Raw genomic sequence first — 16763 nt, forward strand, 5'->3', positions numbered from 1 at the left:
GGGCTGGGCAGAGCCATGGCGTCGCCCAGCCCATGTCGACCAAGGGCGAGCCTAGGCGGTTACTCAGTCGGCAAATCATCCATATCTCGAAAAAAATCAGAAGGTTTGATGTCTAAGGCGTGAATGATTTTAAGGATATTCACCAGTGCGACATTATGTTCACCTCGCTCGATACCCCCCATGTAACTGCGGTCAATACCGCAAACATCACCAAAAGCCTCTTGCGAAAACCCTTTGTCCTTGCGCCTGCGGCGCACGGCTTCACCAAACACCACAAGGGCCGGCACCCTAGTTTTCGTCTTGACCGGATTAGAAGAAGTCGCCATACCCCATGTTTCCTCCTCTAGGGACAAAGCTCCACGGGATAAGAATCCACGGTATATAGTTTCCTTTCGATGTATGATCCCAGCCGGCATAGCTGGTGCTGTGCCCCGTTCAAACGGCAACAACAGATCCGGAAAATCGAAGAGGAAAACGTGGCCAAATCCCTGTATGACGTTGAAAAGCTGGACGAGCAAACTGTGAAGTTCACCGTGCGCCCTCTGTCCGCCCTCGGGTGGTTTCGGAAAATCACCCTGTTCGGTCTTGTAATCGCGTTGTTCATCGCTTTTGCCGCCGTTAATCCAACGCTCGGGGTGGTGGCGACGGTGCTTGTTCTGCTCTTCCTACTCTGGGCGATGAAAGGCGCTTCCTGGAACAGGGGGCGACGCTTTACGCAGTTCATCGTCGGCCCTTCGGGAATCACGTTTGTTGAAAATGGCACGCCCGGGAAGGTCCTGGCACTGGCCGACATCGAAAAGATGTATCTGACATCACCGAAGGTCAGCGAGATCGTGGTGCACACGGGCGTCGCCGGCGGTCGGACTTACGCTGGTGTGGGCAGTAGCGGTGGAGTCAATGCAGGTCTGGCCGCCCGCTCATGGCAGGTGGTGGTGCAAGCACGGGGCATCGAGCATTGGTTAGGCGGTGGCCTGACCGAACCCATGGCGAGTTCGCTGGCGACGCAGGTGCAGCGGGCACTTCCGACCTCGTGGAAGTAACCCCATACGGGCAGTCGCGATTGCGGCAGATCGGTGCCAGTCCGATCACCGCGATCGCGAACCTGCCGATGCAAAAGGGCGCTGGTTGTATGGAAGACTCGGGAACTGGCGTCAATCCGGCGAGATGAGCCATAACAAGCTGAACCCCACACAGCGAGGTTCGGTTCATCACGGATCACCCATCAAGCAACTGGTCAATCGTGCGCGTCCGACTCTGGTGTCTGCGTCGCTTTGAGTGCACGGGCCTCGGACAACAACCGCTCGAAGTCCTCCGGAGTGCTCGCCTCGATTTCCACGTCCCCCACTTTTAATCGAATTTTTCGCCCCGCACGCCCTTGCAGCCAGGTCGTAACCGCCGCAGCGACAACCGGGCCAACAATCGGTCCAACGACCTTTGCAAACTCCACGACCGTCTGGATTTGCACGCTATCCATCGTCAACCGCGGTCGCACAAGTTCCCCACCCTGCTGTTCAGCAGCGGTTAGAAATGTCTTGATGTCGCGTGCGTATTGGCTACCTTCACCCACAAACGGATCGTCGTTCGTGGAAGACCTAAGAACAAGCCGTAGGCGATCGGGTGCATTCATCGTTCCCCCGTGGAATCACGAAATAAGGAACGATTATCGCTGATAAATCTCCCCCGGAACCGTGGTAACCTGCGGCTCAGCCTTAGTATGGGAAACAGGCAACCGCCGCGTCTCCGGAACGCGGCACGGTTTACCATTCCATATAAATCGTCGCTGGATCAGGGACTTATGTGCGCACCCTGCGTATCCCTGATTCGCCACCAGCATTAAGAAAAAGCCCGCACTCCATCGAGTCGCGGGCTTTTTCGTTCTGGGCGCGATTACACAGCCGGGCGCCCCTCATCAAAATGAACCTTCCCCCCACCTCACCTGTCCCGACCGTATACCCATTCCGAGTGAAGAAACCCAAAAATGAAGAATCTCACCGCCGCTGCCCTCCTCTCGCTTGCCACGATATCCGCGCACGCCGCGCCGAACCAGCAATGGAAAGACGACTCGACCACCTTCGCAACCTTGGTCCAAAGCGGCTACCGCCTTGTCACGGTGGACCACACGCCCCCGGCGGACGGCCCGAGCCCCAGCCCGACCACAACCGTCTACTACCTGCAAAAAGACGCGAACGTCGTCACCTGCCGCGAAACCCACCGCGTGGATACGAAAACGGGTTCAGCAGCCAGCGATTTCGCCTGCTCGGAACTTGTCCAGCCCTACGACTCGACCACGTCGCCTAAACAGTAAATCAACAGACACGGCTGGAACGGCACGAAGCACGCCACGAATTACCCCAACTGCCGCAGATAAAAGCAAACAAAGACAGATAAAGCCGGGCCGCCCAGACAGCCCTACCCCACCACCCCCAGCTCAAGCGGAAAGCGAATCTCAAACGTCGTGCCGCGCCCTTCCCGCGACACAAAGCGGATTTGCCCGTGCAGCACGCGGCAAAGTTCCTTGACGATCGCAAGGCCCAGCCCGGTTCCCGGTATGTCGTCGCCGGCCGCGCGTTCGAACTCGTCGAACACCCGGTCCGCATCCGACGGGGCGATGCCGATGCCCGTATCCGAGACCCGGATCGACCAATAGCCGTCGCCCGCATTGCTCATCGCCAGTTCCACTTCGCCGGTGACGGTATATTTGGTGGCGTTCGACATCAGATTAAGCGCCACCTGTTTCACCTTCAGGCGATTCGAAGTCACCATCCCAAGCGTCGGATCGAAAGCCGTCTTCAGACGCAGATCCTTGGCTTCGATGGCCGGGCGGCACGTCGTAACCAGTTCATCGAACAGCGTGCGCACGTCGAATGGTTCCAGGGTCGGCGGCGTGTTGTCGCCCAGCACGACCGAATACTCCACCATCTGATCGACCAGCTGCTTCATGTCCGCCGCCTGCCGGTTGGCGAGCGTCAGCGCCATATCCGCCTTGGCCGGCGCGCGGCCGATCAGCGCCAGCGCTACCGAAAACGCATTCAGAAAATTGCGCAGGTCATGCACCACGCTGCGGGTGATCTGCATGCGCGATTCGTGCAGATCGCTGACGAGGCGCTGCTTGAGGGTCAACTCGTGGTTCGCCCGTTCGAGCTTGCCGGTGTATTCGTCGATTTTCCGGTCACGCTCGCTCACCGCCTCGCGGATGGAGGTCAGCGTGACGAAACTCAGCGCTTCCGCAATCAGGCGCCGGGCCCGCGATTCGTGACGGCGCGTGAAGCCTTCCTCATTGGAAGCGAAGGCCTCGAGCGCGCCGGCAAGCGTCTGATGGAACAGATCGAGCTCGCGCACCAGCTCTTCGATCCGGTATCCCTGACGCCAGCGCACGAGGCCGTGGCTGCGCGCATCGCGCTCCATGGCCGGCTCGACTCTTTCGAGATCGTCGGTATCGAGCGCCATGCACAAGCCGTCGAGAATTTCGGGCAGATGGTCGGCCAGTTGCTCATAGGTGAGCTTGTCGGCTTCGACGAGGTCGACGTCGCCGAAAACCTCTTTCATCCATTGCTCGGTCAGGCGAATGCGCTCCTGGCGGATGAAATCGGCAAATCCGCGCAAGGGTCCTTTGGGTGTATCGGTCATAACAGCCACTCGGTGAGTAACGTTTCTACAACTGGAGTCAGCATCTGGCGTATCGAACGCGGCGCCACGGTGGGCCAGCATGGAACCGCCAGCCCTATGGACCGCGCGGCGAGGCCATTATGGCTCAACCACGCGCAATGGAACGGCTTTTGCATACCTGTAACGGCTAAAACGACGCTTACGCACGGGTCATTAACAAATGCACTCAATTCTGCTGGTGGATGACGACCCGGAAATCCTCGACGCATGGCAAGCCATTCTGCTTGCCGAAGGCTACCTCGTCCGTTGCGCGCGCAACGGTTTCGAGGCGCTCGACCTTCTGAAGCAAAGCGCCCCGGACCTCGTCATCACCGACTGGATGATGCCGCTGATGGGCGGCGCCGAATTATGCCGCCAATTGAAGGCGCACCCCGACCTCGCTCACTTGCCCATCATGATCCACTCGGCCGCACCGCCCTACGCGGAAGCCCTGCAAACATGGAATGCTTGCCTGCAAAAACCGGTTCCCATGAAGATTTTCCTGACGACGGTCGAACAGCTCTGCAAGAGTATCCCGCCCCCGACCTGATTTCACCGTGGCACGCCGATTGCTAATTAATGGCGAACAACGTTTTAAAGGCGGTCCAGAATTGCCCCAAGCTCAATCCCTTTGCCAAACCTGGAGCGCGCGCAAGATTCGCGTCCTGAACGCGCATCCGCGCGTGCTGGTCGTCGACGACAACACCAATGCCGCCGAAGCGCTCGCCACCTATCTATCTTACGAGGGCGTCGAAACCCGCACCGCCAACGGTTACGGGGAAGCGCTGAGTTGCGTCAGGGACTGGGTTCCGGACGTCGTCGTGCTCGACATCATGATGCCGGAACACGACGGCTTTGAAACCGCTCAGGCCTTGCGTTCGTATCTGCCCACGACCAACCTCGGAATCGTCGCGTTCACCTCCCTCGACGACGACCACGTCCGCGAAACCGGCACGGCGCGGCACAACTTCGACGGCTATTGCCGCAAAGGCTCGCCGCCCGTCGCGCTGCTCGCGCTGATGCAAAAGCTCTGGCGCTAGCCGTATCCATCGACCCCATTTGTTCTTACGGAATGACGCAAGCAAAACAGATCCTTCTTGTCGACGACCAGGCCGACGCCATCGACGCCCTCGCCATGCTGCTCGAAATGGACGGTCACACTGTACGCACCGCCTACAGCGGCGCCGATGCCCTGGCAGTGGTTACGACGTTCATCCCCGATCTCGCCTTGATCGACGTCTCCATGCCGGACATGAGCGGCATGGATCTCGCGCGCCTGCTGCGCGGCAATCCGGCGCTCGCCAATACCCGGTTGATCGCACTGACCGGCCATTCCCGCGAGTCGGACAGGAAAGCCGCCACCGAGGCCGGCTTCGACACCCACGTGACCAAGCCGGTCTCAGCGGATCAACTGACGCGCCTGATTGCCCAGACCGGCTGACCCGCCACCACGCTGGCCGGCGGCATGGTTGTTGCGCGGACAAAAGTAAGCACCAGAGCGCGTTCGAACCATGTCCACCATCCTGCTCGTCGATGACGAAGTCGATTCACTCTGGCTCTTCAAGCTCGTGCTTGAAGAGCGCGGTCATCACGTGATGGTTGCGGAAAACGGCAGCGCGGCCCTGGAGAAAGCGAGCCGCTTTATCCCCGATCTGATCGTCACCGACTGGAACATGCCCGGCACCGACGGCGTGGAGTTGTGTCAGCGCCTGAAATGCTATCCGGCCCTTGCGCAAATTCCCATCGTCATGGCCTCGGGGCAGACGCCGCCCATGGAAAAATCGGTGCTATGGAATGTATTTATTCAAAAGCCCGTTGAACTCGACACGCTCGAATCGGCGATCGATTCGTTGCTCCTGCAACGTCTTCCCGCTCCTGAACGCGGCGCTCACGTCCCCGCCCCGCCGGCCGCGCGCTGGCAACCGGTGCCGTGGAAACTCTGGGGCTAGCGGTCGACAATCCGGCTCAGGTTGCCGCGCACCCGCTGCAGCAACGCGATCAACTGCTTCGCCTCCTCGTCGCTAAAGCCGCTGAGGCCTTCCGCCGCCACTTCGTCGCCGACCTTGCGCGCCTTGCCGAGCGCCCGCTCCGCCTTGGCGGTCATCCGTACCTGCCGTTCGCGGCGGTCCTCGGGATTGCTCCAGCGCTCGATCCAGCCGCCCTCTTCCATGCGATCCAATAGCCGTCCCGCCGAAATCGGCGCGACTTCCAGCAGGTCCGCAAGGCGCGCCTGATTGACGTCCCCGTAATGCGCCAGATAGGCCAGCACACGGCATTGCGCGCGGGTGAGGTCGAGGCTCGACTTCGCGAGATCGTCGAAACGCTTGCCGGTCAGGCGGCCGACGTCCGAAATCAGAAAGCCGAAGCGCTCTTCGAATTGGGTTTTCATCGCGCGATTATACGAAAGCCCGGCTAAACAGGCGTCCAGAGCAATCGTGGCCCGCATGGCAAAGGCGCTACGCCACACTCGGACAGTTCCTGGTATTCGCGAGGTGTCCTGATCTATATACTAAGCATGCTTACTATTTATTCGAACCTGAATCTCCCTCTCTTCGCACATGTCTTCCGACTCGCTATCCGGGAGTGCAGCCCCCGCGCTGAACCGGCCCATGATCACCGTGTCGATCATGCTCGCCACCTTGATGCAGACGCTCGACAGCACCATCGCCAACGTCGCGCTGCCGCACATGCAGGGCACGCTGTCGGCGTCGCAGGACGAAATCACCTGGGTGCTGACCTCGTACATCGTCGCCGCGGCCATCGCCACGCCGCTGACCGGCTGGCTGTCGGACCGGTTGAGCGTCAAGCGGCTGCTGGCGTTTTCGATCGCCGGCTTCACGCTTGCCTCGGCGTTGTGCGGGCTCTCCGAGACGCTCACCGAGATCGTCGCCTCACGGCTGCTGCAGGGAATCTTCGGGGCGTCGCTGGTGCCGCTGTCGCAGTCCATCCTGCTCGACATCAATCCGCGCGAGAAGCAGGGCCAGGCCATGGCCGTGTGGGGCATGGGCGTGATGGTCGGGCCGATTCTCGGGCCAACGCTCGGCGGCTGGCTGACCGATAGTTACAACTGGCGCTGGGTGTTTTTTATCAATTTACCGATCGGCGCCTTCGCGCTATTCGGTGTCCTGACGTTTTTGCCCAGCAAGGCGCCGCGCCACGACGTCAAATTCGACGCGTTCGGTTTCGCGACGCTGGCGCTGGCAATCGGTGCATTGCAGGCCATGCTCGACCGCGGCGAGCAGCTCGACTGGTTCGGCTCGCATGAGATCGTCATCGAGGCGCTGCTGGCATCGATCAGCTTTGCGTTCTTTCTCGCCCACACGGCCACGGTCGGCAAAGGCTCGTTCTTCAAATACGAGTTGCTGAAAGACCCCAACTTCGCCACCGGCACATTCTTTATCTTCGTGATCGGCGCCGTGATGTACGCAACGCGGGCGCTACTGCCGCCGATGCTGCAAACACTAATGAACTATCCGGTCGCGACCACGGGTCTCGTCACCGCGCCCAGCGGCGCCGGTACGATGATCGCCATGCTGTGCGCCGGCCGCCTGCTCAAGCACATCGACGCGCGCCTGATGCTGCTCTCGGGGTTCCTGATCTCGGCGTTCGCGCTATGGCAAATGATGAACTACACGATCGTGTTGTCCGCGTCGGACATCGTGTGGCCCGGTGTGATTCAGGGTTTCGGACTGGGTCTGGTATTCGTGCCGCTGAGCGCGTTGACGTTTTCCACCTTGACGCCGGAGCTTCGCGCCGACGGCACGGCCACCTATAGCCTGATGCGCAATATTGGCAGCAGTATCGGTATTTCCATCGTGCAGACCTTGATGACGCGCGGCACCCAGGTCGCGCACGCGGATCTCGCCGCCAACGTCAACATCTTCAATCCGCTCATGCGGCCCATGCTGGAAAGCGGCTCACGCTACGACATCGCCGTGATGAATGCATCGATCACGCAGCAGGCATCCATGATTGCGTATCTGAACGACTTCAAGCTGATGTTCGTGGCCACGCTGATGGTGGTGCCGCTCCTGCTGCTGATTCGCCCAGCCCGCAAGGTAGCGGATGCGTCAGTGGCGCACGCGGCGATGGACTAGCCCGGCGGGCTCGCACCGCAAGCAGGCCGCCCGGCGATGCGTGTCAGCCTTCGATACGCCGCCGCGTCACGCCGAGCAGGCCGGCCATTGCCTGCTGCGCGCCGCCTGCATCGCGGGCGCGGATCGCTTCGAACACCGCCGTGTGCTCGGCAAGCGAGGCGTTATACACCTCGGCCCGCTTCGCGTTCAGCCGCAACTGCGCTTCGAGCGTGCGTTCGATCAGCGTGCCCAGCGGAATCAGCAATTCGTTGCTGCACGCCGTCAGCACGCTCAGATGAAAACGCAGGTCGGCGCGCACCCACTCGTCGACATTGCGCGCAGCCACCATCGACGCATGCGCCGCGTCCAGCGCGCTGAAGGTCTCATCCGTGTAGGAAGCCGCCGCCAATGCCGCCGCGTATGGCTCGATCATCTCGCGCATTTCCTGCAGCTTGAGCGCGAACGCCATGGGTTCGGCCACGCGCGAGTACCAGTCGAGCACGTCAACATCGAGCAGATTCCACGCCTCGCGCGGCCGCACCCGCGTGCCGACCCGCGGACGCGACTCGATCAGCCCCTTCGATGTCAGCGTGCGCAGCGCCTCCCTGAGCACCGTGCGGCTCACGCCGAAAGTCTCCATCAACTCGGCTTCGCGCGGCAGGATGGTTTCCGGCGCGTAGTCGCCGCGCAGAATGGCCGTGGCCAGCAGATGGGCGACACGCCCGTGCAGATCGTGCTGAATAAGTGCTCTCCCCGCCGGCTTCCGGCGCTCTTCATTGTCGAAACGACCGCGATTATCGGGCATTCGGGTGGTAACGCCTACTGCAAGGCATCCCACAACGCCGGCTGTCAATAGTACTATTAATAGTATTAAAAGGCGATTTTGTTGTAGGATGTCAATCCTCAGATATCGCGCCGCCGGACCCTCCATGTCCGTCGGCATCCGCCACTCAAGGATTGGCCTCGCAGGCTCAAGGAGACACGCACCATGAAAATCACCAAGCTCGAAACCTTCATCGTTCCGCCGCGCTGGTGCTTCCTCAAGATCGAAACGGACGAGGGCATCGTCGGCTGGGGCGAGCCGGTGGTCGAAGGGCGCGCGCATACCGTCGCGGCTGCGGTCGAGGAGTTGTCGGACTATCTGATCGGCAAAGACCCGCTCCTGATCGAAGACCACTGGCAGGTGATGTACCGCGCGGGCTTCTACCGCGGCGGCCCGATCACAATGAGCGCGATCGCCGGCGTCGACCAGGCGCTGTGGGACATCAAGGGCAAGCATCACGGCGTGCCGATCCATGCGCTGCTGGGCGGTCAGGTGCGCGACAGGATCAAGGTGTACTCGTGGATCGGCGGCGACCGTCCGAGCGACGTCGCCAACAACGCCCGCGCCGTGGTCGAACGCGGCTTCAAGGCGGTGAAGATGAACGGCTCGGAAGAGCTGCAGATCATCGACACCTTCGACAAGGTGCAGGGCGTCATCAACAACGTGGCCGCCGTGCGCGAAGCCGTGGGCCCGAACATCGGCATTGGCGTGGACTTCCATGGCCGCGTGCACAAGCCGATGGCCAAGGTGCTCGCCAAGGAACTCGACCCGTACAAGCTGCTCTTCATCGAAGAGCCGGTGTTGTCGGAGAATGCCGAGGCGCTGCGCGATATCGTCAATCAGACCAACACACCGATCGCCCTCGGCGAGCGCCTCTACTCGCGCTGGGACTTCAAGCACATCCTGGCAGGCGGCTACGTGGACATCATCCAGCCGGACGCCTCGCACGCGGGCGGCATTACCGAGTGCCGCAAGATCGCGTCGATGGCGGAAGCCTATGACGTCGCGCTGGCGCTGCACTGCCCGCTCGGCCCGATCGCCTTGGCCACCTGCCTGCAGATCGACGCGGTCAGCTACAACGCGTTCATCCAGGAACAGAGCCTGGGCATCCATTACAACCAGGGCAACGATCTGCTCGATTACATCAAGAATCCCGAAGTCTTCAAATACGAAGACGGCTTCGTTTCGATCCCGCAAGGCCCGGGGCTCGGCATCGAAGTCAACGAGGAGAAGGTCCGCGAGATGGCCAAGGTCGGCCACCGCTGGCGCAATCCGGTGTGGCGTCACACGGACGGCAGCGTCGCCGAGTGGTAAGCCGCTGATGCGATGAAACGCCGCCTGCGGGCGGCGTTTTTGCGTCGGCCTTCAGGCGACGCAAACGCGAGCAGCAGGAGTAGCAACGAGTAATAGCAAGCAGTACCTGGCAATATCACGCAATAAAAAGCAGGAGTGGCGAGTGGAGACAAGCACGTTCGAAGCACAAGGCGCGACCGGCAAGCGGCATCGTCTGCTGATGATGCTGTTCATTACCGTCGTCATCACCTATCTGGACCGCAGCAATCTGTCGATTGCGGCCACGGCCATCGCACAGGACCTGCAACTGGATGCGGCCCACATGGGGCTAGTGTTCTCGGCGTTCGGCTGGTCCTACGCCTTGCTGCAGATTCCCGGCGGCATGCTGGTGGACCGCGCGCGGCCCCGACTGATGATGGCGCTGATCATCGGACTCTGGTCGCTTGCCACCATCCTGCAGGGCTTTGCCAGCGCCTTCGTGCTGCTGCTGTCCTTGCGCGTGTTGCTCGGCGTGCTGGAGGCGCCGGCCTATCCGACGCTCAACCGCATCGTCACCACCTGGTTTCCCGACAGCGAGCGGGCCCGCGCGATTGCCGTCTATACCTCGGGCCAGTATGTGGGCCTCGCCTTCCTGACGCCCGCGCTGGTCCTCACCCAGCAGCATTTCGGCTGGCACGGCGTGTTCATCCTCACGGGGCTGATCGGCGTGGCATGGGCGCTGGTCTGGTATGCGCTGTACCGCGAGCCGTCCGAGACGGCCGGGATCAACCAGGCGGAACTCGACACGATCCGTCGCGGCGGCGGCCTCGTCGAACTCAGCAGCGGCCGCGCGCCGCGCGTGCGCTACAGCGTCGCCGACTGGCGCGCCGTGCTCGGCAACCGCAAGTTGTGGGGCATCTATATCGGCCAGATCGCCGTGACCTCGACGCTATGGTTCTTCCTGACGTGGTTTCCCACCTACCTCGTCAAGTATCGCCACATGGATTTCCTGAAGGCGGGCTTCATGGCCGCCGTGCCGTTTCTCGCCGCCTTCGTCGGCATTCTGGCTTCCGGGCTGATCTCCGATGCGATGATCCGGCGCGGCGTCGCGGCCACGCTCGCGCGCAAGGTGCCGATCGTCACCGGGCTGCTGCTGTCCACCACGATTGTGGGCGCGAACTTCGTCGATAGTCCGTCGATGGTGATTCTGTTCATGGCGGTCGCCTTCTTCGGCAGCGGCTTTTCGTCGATCACCTGGGTGCTGGTGTCATCCATGGCGAAAAAGGAACTGCTCGGCCTCACCGGCGGCATGTTCAACCTGATGGGCAACCTGTCTTCGATTTGCGTACCGATCGTGATCGGCCTGCTTGTCAAAGGAAATGACTTCGGGCCGGCGCTCGTGTTCATGAGCGCGGTCGGCGTGGTGGGCGCCTTGTCGTACCTGTTTCTGGTCGGGCGGATCGAACGTATCCGCTGAGCGCGACCGGTGTTCCGGAACGTTACGTGCGGCCGCGGATGGGGCGTCTCAGTAACGTAACATTCCGGACGGAAACGGCCTAAAAACGCCACATGGACGCTTCCCGGCATCTGACCCACGCGCTGCAAACCCTTGTCGAATAAGGGTTCTGGCGCGCCGCCATGGCCCTCACCTCACGCTTGGCCCACTCCTTGCTTCAACGCATACAAAAGACGATGCGAGAGGCAATCATGGGCGAATATCTTCCTGACTATCTGATCCGCGAACAGGCGGCTGTGGGCGCGCTGGTGGTGTTCGGCGTGTTGCGCGTGATCGGGGCGGTAATGGCGTTTCAACGCGGCTGGCGCATCTCGACTGTCGAGAGGTGTTTCATCGCTGCAGCGATTATTTATTGCGCGCCGCAACTGTTCGATCTGCTGACCCAGCTCTACGGCTCGCATGCGGCCGGCGCCGAACTCGAAGGCAAGGCGAGCGGCTGTGCGATCGCCCTGTTCTGTGCGCCGATTCTCGGTCACAAGCTCGGTTTCGAATAAGCCGCAAACGCTCCCGCGAAACCGTCTCGTGAATGGAACAGGCGAGCCAGCCGCCCGATCTCGGGTCAGCGCGGCAAAGCCACTGAGTGGATGATCGAAGCGATGAAAACCAGGTTTCTGACGAAGCAGGCCGCATACCGTGGCGGCGACGTGCTGACGCTCAAATCGGGCGGCCGGCCGATGACGGCCACATGGGTGGGACCGGTGGTGTTCGCGCCCGGCACGTGGCTAATCTGCCAATGGTTCGACGACGCCGGCGAACTGCGCCAGGAGATGTTCCCTGAAACGATGCTGGAACGGGTGCCCAAGGCGCTCGCCGCTTAACGGGTAGTAGCGGGGCAACCGGCTCCTGCCGGGCGACCGTGTGTGTTCGCGCCGCGCAGGCATGCTGCGCGGCGTTTTTTTGTTTCCGGCCAGGCGACGGCAAGCACGTTCAACCCAGCGCGACAAACGCCGGCACGCTGAGCGACAAGGCCGCGGCGGCGATAAACACGCCGATCATCGCCAGCGCTTCGAAGTAGAGCACGTTGGTGAAGGTGTGCGCGTCCATCGTCGACGCGGTGCGGCGCAGGCGCGGCAGCGCCGAGAAGCGGTTCAGTCCGCCGAACATCAGCGCCAGTGCGACCAGCGCGAGCTTGAGCGTCAGCACATGGCCCCACGTGCTGATCTGAATCGCTTCGAACGACCCGTTCGAGCCGCGTACCGCGTTGAACACGCCTGTGACCAGCACTGCCACCACCGCGACCAGCGACACGTTCGACACCTGCATGGCCGTGCGGATCAGGATGCCGCGCGCCGTCGACGTACCGAGTGCCGGCAGTACCACGAGGCCGGCCGCGACGACGAGGCCTCCCCACACCGTGGTGGCCAGCACATGCAAGGTGTGCACGCCGATCGCGGCGGACGCCAGGCCGGCATCGGCCGCGTGTCCCAGCGACGCCTTGCCGGCCGCAATCGCGATCACCGCCAGCCACAGCAGCGCATTGCGCATCGTGCTCGCGTGCGAGGACATCGCGGTGAGCAGCAGCACCAGCGCGCCCACGAACGCGACGCTCCACGCGTAACCCACATGAGTGCGCCCGAGCACCGTCGGGATCACGCCGAAGGCTTGCGGCAACGCGCTACCACTCATCGCCGCGGCCTGGTAGAGCAGCCAGCCGAGGTCGGCGAGCACCAGCACGACCGTGGCCGTCAGCATCGAGCGTTGCGCACGCAACCACGCGGGCCGCGCTGGCGCGACCTTGGCCTGGGCATCTTTCGCGAGCCACGCGCCGAGCAGCGCCGAACCGACCGCAAATGCAAACGCGACATTCATGAGCGCGGCCATGGCGACCTGCCCGATCCACAATCCGTCGACCCTCATTGGACCGCGACCGCGTCGGCGCCTTGAAGACGATGGCCGGTGTTGCAGGCCGTGGTCCACATGACAGGGTTGCGTCCGGCAGCAAGAGGCTGCGGCGTTGAACGGAAAAAATCGGCTAGCTTCATGAAAGGCGAATGGCGTGTTGATACAACGGGAAGAAGGGTTACGCGCAGCGCAGCAAGACACCGGCGCCCCGGGAGTGTACGCTTCGATGGTCTGACTGCGGGTCGGTTCAACCTGAATGTGAATTTCGTGTCGCTCAACGTCGCGGCATGACTTGCGCGCCCGGCTCGCAAGTTGTCTGCAGGCGGGAGCCGCAAGCGAGGTCTGCGAGCGGTCTACAAGTGGTTCAAAGACGAGTCAGCGGAGGACTCGGAACGGCTCAGCAGCGGAGCTCAAAAGTGCGCTGATCCGCAGTCTCACCAACGGTCTCATCAATGGTCTCGCCAACGACCCAGAACGCATGCCAGGAGGCACCTGGGACATGGCCAATACATCACCGTGCCAATCTGTCACATCGGCGTTTACGAGGGGAACTATGCAGCCTGCGGCAAATAGTCACCATCACCCATCGATGTTAGAATGCTGCGTCGCCGCAGCCTCAGTCGCCCTCAAGCCGAACCGTCCGAAGTTCGGTCAGGTCCCCGAATTTGATGGAGTTACGCGTGTCTTCTAGACGCATTTTCCGCCCGCTGCTTGCCCTGCTGCTGATCTCGGCGGCAGGCGTCGTTAGCACTGCGAAAGCGCAGACTCAACAACCCCAAACTCCGGACACCATGGAAGCGCGCGTGCAGGCCTGCGCGGCCTGCCACGGCACCCACGGCCAGGGGACGGACAACGACTACTTCCCACGCCTCGCGGGCAAGCCGGCCGACTACCTGTACAACCAGTTGCAGAACTTCCGCGAAGGGCGCCGCAAGTACCCGCCCATGAACTACCTCGTCACGTATCTCTCGGACGACTATCTGCATCAGATCGCGGCGTACTTCTCCCAGCAGCGTCCTCCTTACCCGTCGCCGGCCAGGCCCACGGTGTCGGCGGACACGATTGCACGCGGCCAGGACATCGTGCTGCACGGCGACGCATCGCGGCAGATTCCAGCTTGCGCCGCTTGCCACGGCAAGGCGCTCACCGGCATGGAACCGGCTATCCCGGGTCTGGTCGGCCTGCATTCCGACTACATCAGCGCGCAGCTCGGCGCCTGGCGTTCGGGTTCGCGCCACGCCATTGCGCCTGACTGCATGCACGAGATCGCCACCCGCTTGACCGACGACGACGTGAATGCTGTCGCTTCATGGTTGTCCACCCAGACGGCACCGCAGAACCCCGTGCCGGCTCCTGCCCGTTCGATGAAGACTCCGCTTGCCTGCGGCAGCGAACCGCAATAAGGCACCGGGAGAGATGACCAAATGAAACGCAAGTCCCTGTTCGCTCTTTCGGCAGTTGTCGTAGCCGCGGCCGCTGCCCTCGTTCCCGTCCTGTGGTCGGGCGGCGATCATCTTCACAACGGCACCGCCATGGCGGCCACCCCCGCCGACCAGGCCGAGCTGATCAAGAAGGGCGAGTACCTCGCCCGGGCTGGCGACTGTATCGCCTGCCACACGGTGCGCGGCGGCAAGGAATTCGCCGGCGGCCTGCCCATGGCCACGCCGTTCGGCACGATGTTCACGCCGAACATCACGCCCGACGATCAATACGGCATCGGCAAGTGGACCCAGGACGACTTCTACCGCGCCATGCATAGCGGCCGCTCGAAGGACGGCAGCCTGCTCTATCCGGGCTTCCCCTTCACGAGCTACACGAAGGTCTCGCGCGCCGACGCCGACGCGATCTATGCGTATCTGCGCTCGGTCGCACCGGTCAACGTGCCGAGCCGTCCGCATGAACTGAAATTCCCGTTCAACAACCGCAACCTGCTGATCGGCTGGCGCACGCTGTTCTTCCGCGAAGGCGAGTACAAGGCCGATCCGACCAAATCGGTGGAATGGAACCGCGGCGCGTATCTGATCGAAGGCCTCGGCCATTGCGGCATGTGCCACACCTCGATCAACGCCATGGGCGGCCCGGTGAATTCGGCGGCCTTCGCGGGCGGCCTGATCCCGCTGCAAAACTGGTACGCGCCGTCGCTCACGTCGAACAAGGAAGCGGGTCTTGGCGACTGGGACATCAAGGACATCCAGGCGCTGCTGAAGAACGGCGTGTCGCAGCGCGGCGCGGTGTTCGGTCCGATGGCTGAAGTGGTTCACAACAGCCTGCAGTACATGTCGGACGACGACATCCATGCCATGGCCACGTATCTGAAGACCATTCCGCAGAAGAGCGAAGCGCCGGAAAACCTGCAACTGGAAACCTCGGCTCAGTTCGGCACGGAACTGCTGCAGCAAGGCCAGAAGATCTACACGGACAACTGCGCGAAGTGCCACGAGGCAAACGGTCTCGGCCAGCCGCCGAACTTCCCGCCGCTCGCCAACAACCAGTCTATCCAGATGCCGTCGGCGGTGAACCCGATCCGCATGGTGCTGAACGGCGGTTATCCGCCGAGCACAGGCGGCAACCAGAAGCCTTACGGCATGCCGCCGTTCGCGCAATCGCTGTCGAACCAGGAAGTCGCGGCTGTAGTGACCTACATCCGTATGTCGTGGGGCAACCACGGCACGGCGGTGTCGCCGCAGCAGGTGGCCGATCTGCGTTCCGCGCCGCTCGACTAGGCGACGCAGCAGGCAAGAAGGGCGCGGCCTGCGGGAAAACGCGGCCGCGCCCTTCTTTTTTTAGGACCAGGACCGGACCGGGTCGTGCACAATGGCACCCTTGGACCGGGCAGGAGAAGATGTCGTGCATGTCGGTGAGCGTTTTAACAGCATCAGCCACCTCGTCGGCGCGGTACTGTCGGTGGCGGGGCTGGCTGCGCTCGTCACGATGGGCGCGCTGCAAGGCGATGCGTACAAGGTCGTCAGCTTCGCCGTTTACGGCGCCATGCTGCTGGTGCTGTATGCTATCTCCACCCTGTACCATAGCGTGCGCAACCCGCGCGTGAAGGCGGTCCTGCAGAAATGCGATCATTCGGCGATCTACCTGCTGATCGCCGGCAGCTACACGCCGTTCACGCTCGTTACGTTGCGCGGACCGTGGGGCTGGTCGCTATTCGGGGTAAGCTGGGGGCTTGCGGTCCTCGGCATCGTGCAGGAACTCACGCTCGGGCGCCGCACCCGTAGCGTATCGATGGTGTTGTACGTCTTGATGGGATGGCTCGCGCTCGTTGCCATTCGTCCGCTGGTCGAAGCATTACCGACCGCGGGTACCGCCTGGCTCGTGGCCGGCGGGGTCATCTACAGCGTCGGCATCTACTTCTTCATCAACGACGAGCGCATCCGGCACGGACATGGTATCTGGCACCTGTTCGTACTGGCGGGCAGTCTGTGTCAATTCGTCAGTGTTGCGCGCTACGTCGCGTAATACCCCACGACGGCGAACTTAAAGCCAGTCAACGTGTCTTGATAGCGCGTTGAAGCACTCGGCACGCGCTGGCGTGTGCCGCCGATTTCCCTGCGACCGGATCTGGGTTTAGGCCTCGAAT

The 16763-nt window shown here is 62.2% G+C and carries 20 protein-coding genes; 14 read left to right on the forward strand and 6 right to left on the reverse strand.

Going from position 1 to position 16763, the window contains the following annotated elements; all coding sequences use genetic code 11:
• Positions 1–59: 59 nt before the first annotated feature.
• Complete coding sequence (locus tag FQ755_RS24690; RefSeq protein ID WP_144157636.1) at positions 60–326, reverse strand: helix-turn-helix domain-containing protein; 267 nt, start codon at positions 324–326, stop codon at positions 60–62.
• A 69-nt stretch (positions 327–395) separates the two neighbouring features.
• On the opposite strand from FQ755_RS24690, the gene FQ755_RS24695 reads away from it, so the two are divergent.
• Complete coding sequence (locus tag FQ755_RS24695) at positions 396–1040, forward strand: hypothetical protein (RefSeq protein WP_144157637.1); 645 nt, start codon at positions 396–398, stop codon at positions 1038–1040.
• 194 nt (positions 1041–1234) lie between these two features.
• Here FQ755_RS24695 and FQ755_RS24700 read toward each other — a convergent pair whose 3' ends face one another.
• Positions 1235–1627 carry a hypothetical protein gene (locus FQ755_RS24700; RefSeq protein WP_144157638.1) on the reverse strand — a complete coding sequence of 131 codons (393 nt, stop codon included), beginning with the start codon at positions 1625–1627 and terminating at the stop codon, positions 1235–1237.
• 351 nt (positions 1628–1978) lie between these two features.
• On the opposite strand from FQ755_RS24700, the gene FQ755_RS24705 reads away from it, so the two are divergent.
• A complete protein-coding gene (locus FQ755_RS24705; protein WP_144157639.1) occupies positions 1979–2305 on the forward strand; it encodes a hypothetical protein in 327 nt (108 codons plus the stop codon).
• A 104-nt stretch (positions 2306–2409) separates the two neighbouring features.
• Here FQ755_RS24705 and FQ755_RS24710 read toward each other — a convergent pair whose 3' ends face one another.
• The gene (locus FQ755_RS24710) at positions 2410–3627 is read right to left on the reverse strand and encodes a sensor histidine kinase (RefSeq protein WP_144157912.1); all 1218 of its coding nucleotides are present in this window, start codon (positions 3625–3627) and stop codon (positions 2410–2412) included.
• 199 nt (positions 3628–3826) lie between these two features.
• On the opposite strand from FQ755_RS24710, the gene FQ755_RS24715 reads away from it, so the two are divergent.
• From FQ755_RS24715 to FQ755_RS24730, 4 genes are all read left to right on the forward strand, one after another.
• The gene (locus FQ755_RS24715) at positions 3827–4195 is read left to right on the forward strand and encodes a PleD family two-component system response regulator (RefSeq protein WP_144157640.1); all 369 of its coding nucleotides are present in this window, start codon (positions 3827–3829) and stop codon (positions 4193–4195) included.
• 106 nt (positions 4196–4301) lie between these two features.
• Complete coding sequence (locus FQ755_RS24720) at positions 4302–4685, forward strand: response regulator (RefSeq protein WP_144157913.1); 384 nt, start codon at positions 4302–4304, stop codon at positions 4683–4685.
• Positions 4686–4717: 32 nt separating this feature from the next.
• Positions 4718–5086, forward strand: a complete 369-nt coding sequence (locus FQ755_RS24725) for a response regulator (protein ID WP_144157641.1) — start codon at positions 4718–4720, stop codon at positions 5084–5086.
• 70 nt (positions 5087–5156) lie between these two features.
• Positions 5157–5594 carry a PleD family two-component system response regulator gene (locus FQ755_RS24730; protein ID WP_144157642.1) on the forward strand — a complete coding sequence of 146 codons (438 nt, stop codon included), beginning with the start codon at positions 5157–5159 and terminating at the stop codon, positions 5592–5594.
• On the opposite strand, the gene FQ755_RS24735 is transcribed toward FQ755_RS24730, so the two are convergent.
• On the reverse strand, positions 5591–6034 hold the full coding sequence (locus tag FQ755_RS24735) for a MarR family winged helix-turn-helix transcriptional regulator (protein ID WP_144157643.1): 444 nt from the start codon (positions 6032–6034) through the stop codon (positions 5591–5593). The genes FQ755_RS24730 and FQ755_RS24735 overlap by 4 nt on opposite strands.
• Before the next feature lie 220 nt (positions 6035–6254).
• Here FQ755_RS24735 and FQ755_RS24740 point away from each other — a divergent pair, with 220 nt between their 5' ends.
• Positions 6255–7742 carry a DHA2 family efflux MFS transporter permease subunit gene (locus tag FQ755_RS24740; RefSeq protein ID WP_409937611.1) on the forward strand — a complete coding sequence of 496 codons (1488 nt, stop codon included), beginning with the start codon at positions 6255–6257 and terminating at the stop codon, positions 7740–7742.
• A 43-nt stretch (positions 7743–7785) separates the two neighbouring features.
• Here the strand turns inward: FQ755_RS24740 and FQ755_RS24745 are convergent, their stop codons facing one another.
• Positions 7786–8526, reverse strand: a complete 741-nt coding sequence (locus FQ755_RS24745; protein WP_260858851.1) for a FadR/GntR family transcriptional regulator — start codon at positions 8524–8526, stop codon at positions 7786–7788.
• 183 nt (positions 8527–8709) lie between these two features.
• On the opposite strand from FQ755_RS24745, the gene dgoD reads away from it, so the two are divergent.
• From dgoD to FQ755_RS24765, 4 genes are all read left to right on the forward strand, one after another.
• Complete coding sequence (dgoD, locus tag FQ755_RS24750) at positions 8710–9858, forward strand: galactonate dehydratase (protein WP_144157645.1); 1149 nt, start codon at positions 8710–8712, stop codon at positions 9856–9858.
• A gap of 199 nt (positions 9859–10057) precedes the next feature.
• Positions 10058–11293 (forward strand): MFS transporter, encoded by a 1236-nt coding sequence (locus FQ755_RS24755; RefSeq protein WP_144157915.1) that lies wholly within the window; start codon positions 10058–10060, stop codon positions 11291–11293.
• Positions 11294–11523: 230 nt separating this feature from the next.
• Positions 11524–11826 (forward strand): hypothetical protein, encoded by a 303-nt coding sequence (locus FQ755_RS24760; RefSeq protein ID WP_144157646.1) that lies wholly within the window; start codon positions 11524–11526, stop codon positions 11824–11826.
• Positions 11827–11928: 102 nt separating this feature from the next.
• Positions 11929–12150: a YodC family protein gene (locus FQ755_RS24765; protein ID WP_144157647.1), complete on the forward strand. Its 222-nt coding sequence runs from the start codon at positions 11929–11931 to the stop codon at positions 12148–12150.
• Between the two features lie 109 nt (positions 12151–12259).
• On the opposite strand, the gene FQ755_RS24770 is transcribed toward FQ755_RS24765, so the two are convergent.
• Positions 12260–13189 (reverse strand): CopD family protein, encoded by a 930-nt coding sequence (locus FQ755_RS24770; protein WP_144157648.1) that lies wholly within the window; start codon positions 13187–13189, stop codon positions 12260–12262.
• A gap of 653 nt (positions 13190–13842) precedes the next feature.
• On the opposite strand from FQ755_RS24770, the gene FQ755_RS24775 reads away from it, so the two are divergent.
• The 3 genes from FQ755_RS24775 (at position 13843) to trhA (ending at position 16642) form a co-directional block, all read left to right on the forward strand.
• Positions 13843–14577 carry a c-type cytochrome gene (locus tag FQ755_RS24775; RefSeq protein ID WP_144157649.1) on the forward strand — a complete coding sequence of 245 codons (735 nt, stop codon included), beginning with the start codon at positions 13843–13845 and terminating at the stop codon, positions 14575–14577.
• 21 nt (positions 14578–14598) lie between these two features.
• The gene (locus FQ755_RS24780; RefSeq protein WP_144157650.1) at positions 14599–15897 is read left to right on the forward strand and encodes a c-type cytochrome; all 1299 of its coding nucleotides are present in this window, start codon (positions 14599–14601) and stop codon (positions 15895–15897) included.
• Between the two features lie 124 nt (positions 15898–16021).
• Positions 16022–16642 carry a PAQR family membrane homeostasis protein TrhA gene (trhA, locus tag FQ755_RS24785; RefSeq protein ID WP_144157651.1) on the forward strand — a complete coding sequence of 207 codons (621 nt, stop codon included), beginning with the start codon at positions 16022–16024 and terminating at the stop codon, positions 16640–16642.
• The last annotated feature ends 121 nt before the right edge of the window (positions 16643–16763 follow it).

The organism is Paraburkholderia sp. BCC1885 (genome assembly GCF_900996235.1).
Lineage (GTDB): Bacteria > Pseudomonadota > Gammaproteobacteria > Burkholderiales > Burkholderiaceae > Paraburkholderia.

Coding starts and splice junctions, on each gene's coding strand:
- FQ755_RS24710 (WP_144157912.1), bottom strand. CDS start 3,627: ATGACCGATACACCCAAAGGACCCTTGCGCGGATTTGCCGATTTCATC.
- FQ755_RS24705 (WP_144157639.1), top strand. CDS start 1,979: ATGAAGAATCTCACCGCCGCTGCCCTCCTCTCGCTTGCCACGATATCC.
- FQ755_RS24700 (WP_144157638.1), bottom strand. CDS start 1,627: ATGAATGCACCCGATCGCCTACGGCTTGTTCTTAGGTCTTCCACGAAC.
- FQ755_RS24715 (WP_144157640.1), top strand. CDS start 3,827: ATGCACTCAATTCTGCTGGTGGATGACGACCCGGAAATCCTCGACGCA.
- dgoD (WP_144157645.1), top strand. CDS start 8,710: ATGAAAATCACCAAGCTCGAAACCTTCATCGTTCCGCCGCGCTGGTGC.
- FQ755_RS24775 (WP_144157649.1), top strand. CDS start 13,843: ATGGAGTTACGCGTGTCTTCTAGACGCATTTTCCGCCCGCTGCTTGCC.
- FQ755_RS24695 (WP_144157637.1), top strand. CDS start 396: ATGTATGATCCCAGCCGGCATAGCTGGTGCTGTGCCCCGTTCAAACGG.
- FQ755_RS24765 (WP_144157647.1), top strand. CDS start 11,929: ATGAAAACCAGGTTTCTGACGAAGCAGGCCGCATACCGTGGCGGCGAC.
- FQ755_RS24780 (WP_144157650.1), top strand. CDS start 14,599: ATGAAACGCAAGTCCCTGTTCGCTCTTTCGGCAGTTGTCGTAGCCGCG.
- FQ755_RS24725 (WP_144157641.1), top strand. CDS start 4,718: ATGACGCAAGCAAAACAGATCCTTCTTGTCGACGACCAGGCCGACGCC.
- FQ755_RS24755 (WP_144157915.1), top strand. CDS start 10,058: ATGATGCTGTTCATTACCGTCGTCATCACCTATCTGGACCGCAGCAAT.
- FQ755_RS24770 (WP_144157648.1), bottom strand. CDS start 13,189: ATGAGGGTCGACGGATTGTGGATCGGGCAGGTCGCCATGGCCGCGCTC.
- FQ755_RS24730 (WP_144157642.1), top strand. CDS start 5,157: ATGTCCACCATCCTGCTCGTCGATGACGAAGTCGATTCACTCTGGCTC.
- FQ755_RS24740 (WP_409937611.1), top strand. CDS start 6,255: ATGATCACCGTGTCGATCATGCTCGCCACCTTGATGCAGACGCTCGAC.
- FQ755_RS24735 (WP_144157643.1), bottom strand. CDS start 6,034: ATGAAAACCCAATTCGAAGAGCGCTTCGGCTTTCTGATTTCGGACGTC.
- FQ755_RS24760 (WP_144157646.1), top strand. CDS start 11,524: ATGGGCGAATATCTTCCTGACTATCTGATCCGCGAACAGGCGGCTGTG.
- FQ755_RS24745 (WP_260858851.1), bottom strand. CDS start 8,526: ATGCCCGATAATCGCGGTCGTTTCGACAATGAAGAGCGCCGGAAGCCG.
- FQ755_RS24690 (WP_144157636.1), bottom strand. CDS start 326: ATGGCGACTTCTTCTAATCCGGTCAAGACGAAAACTAGGGTGCCGGCC.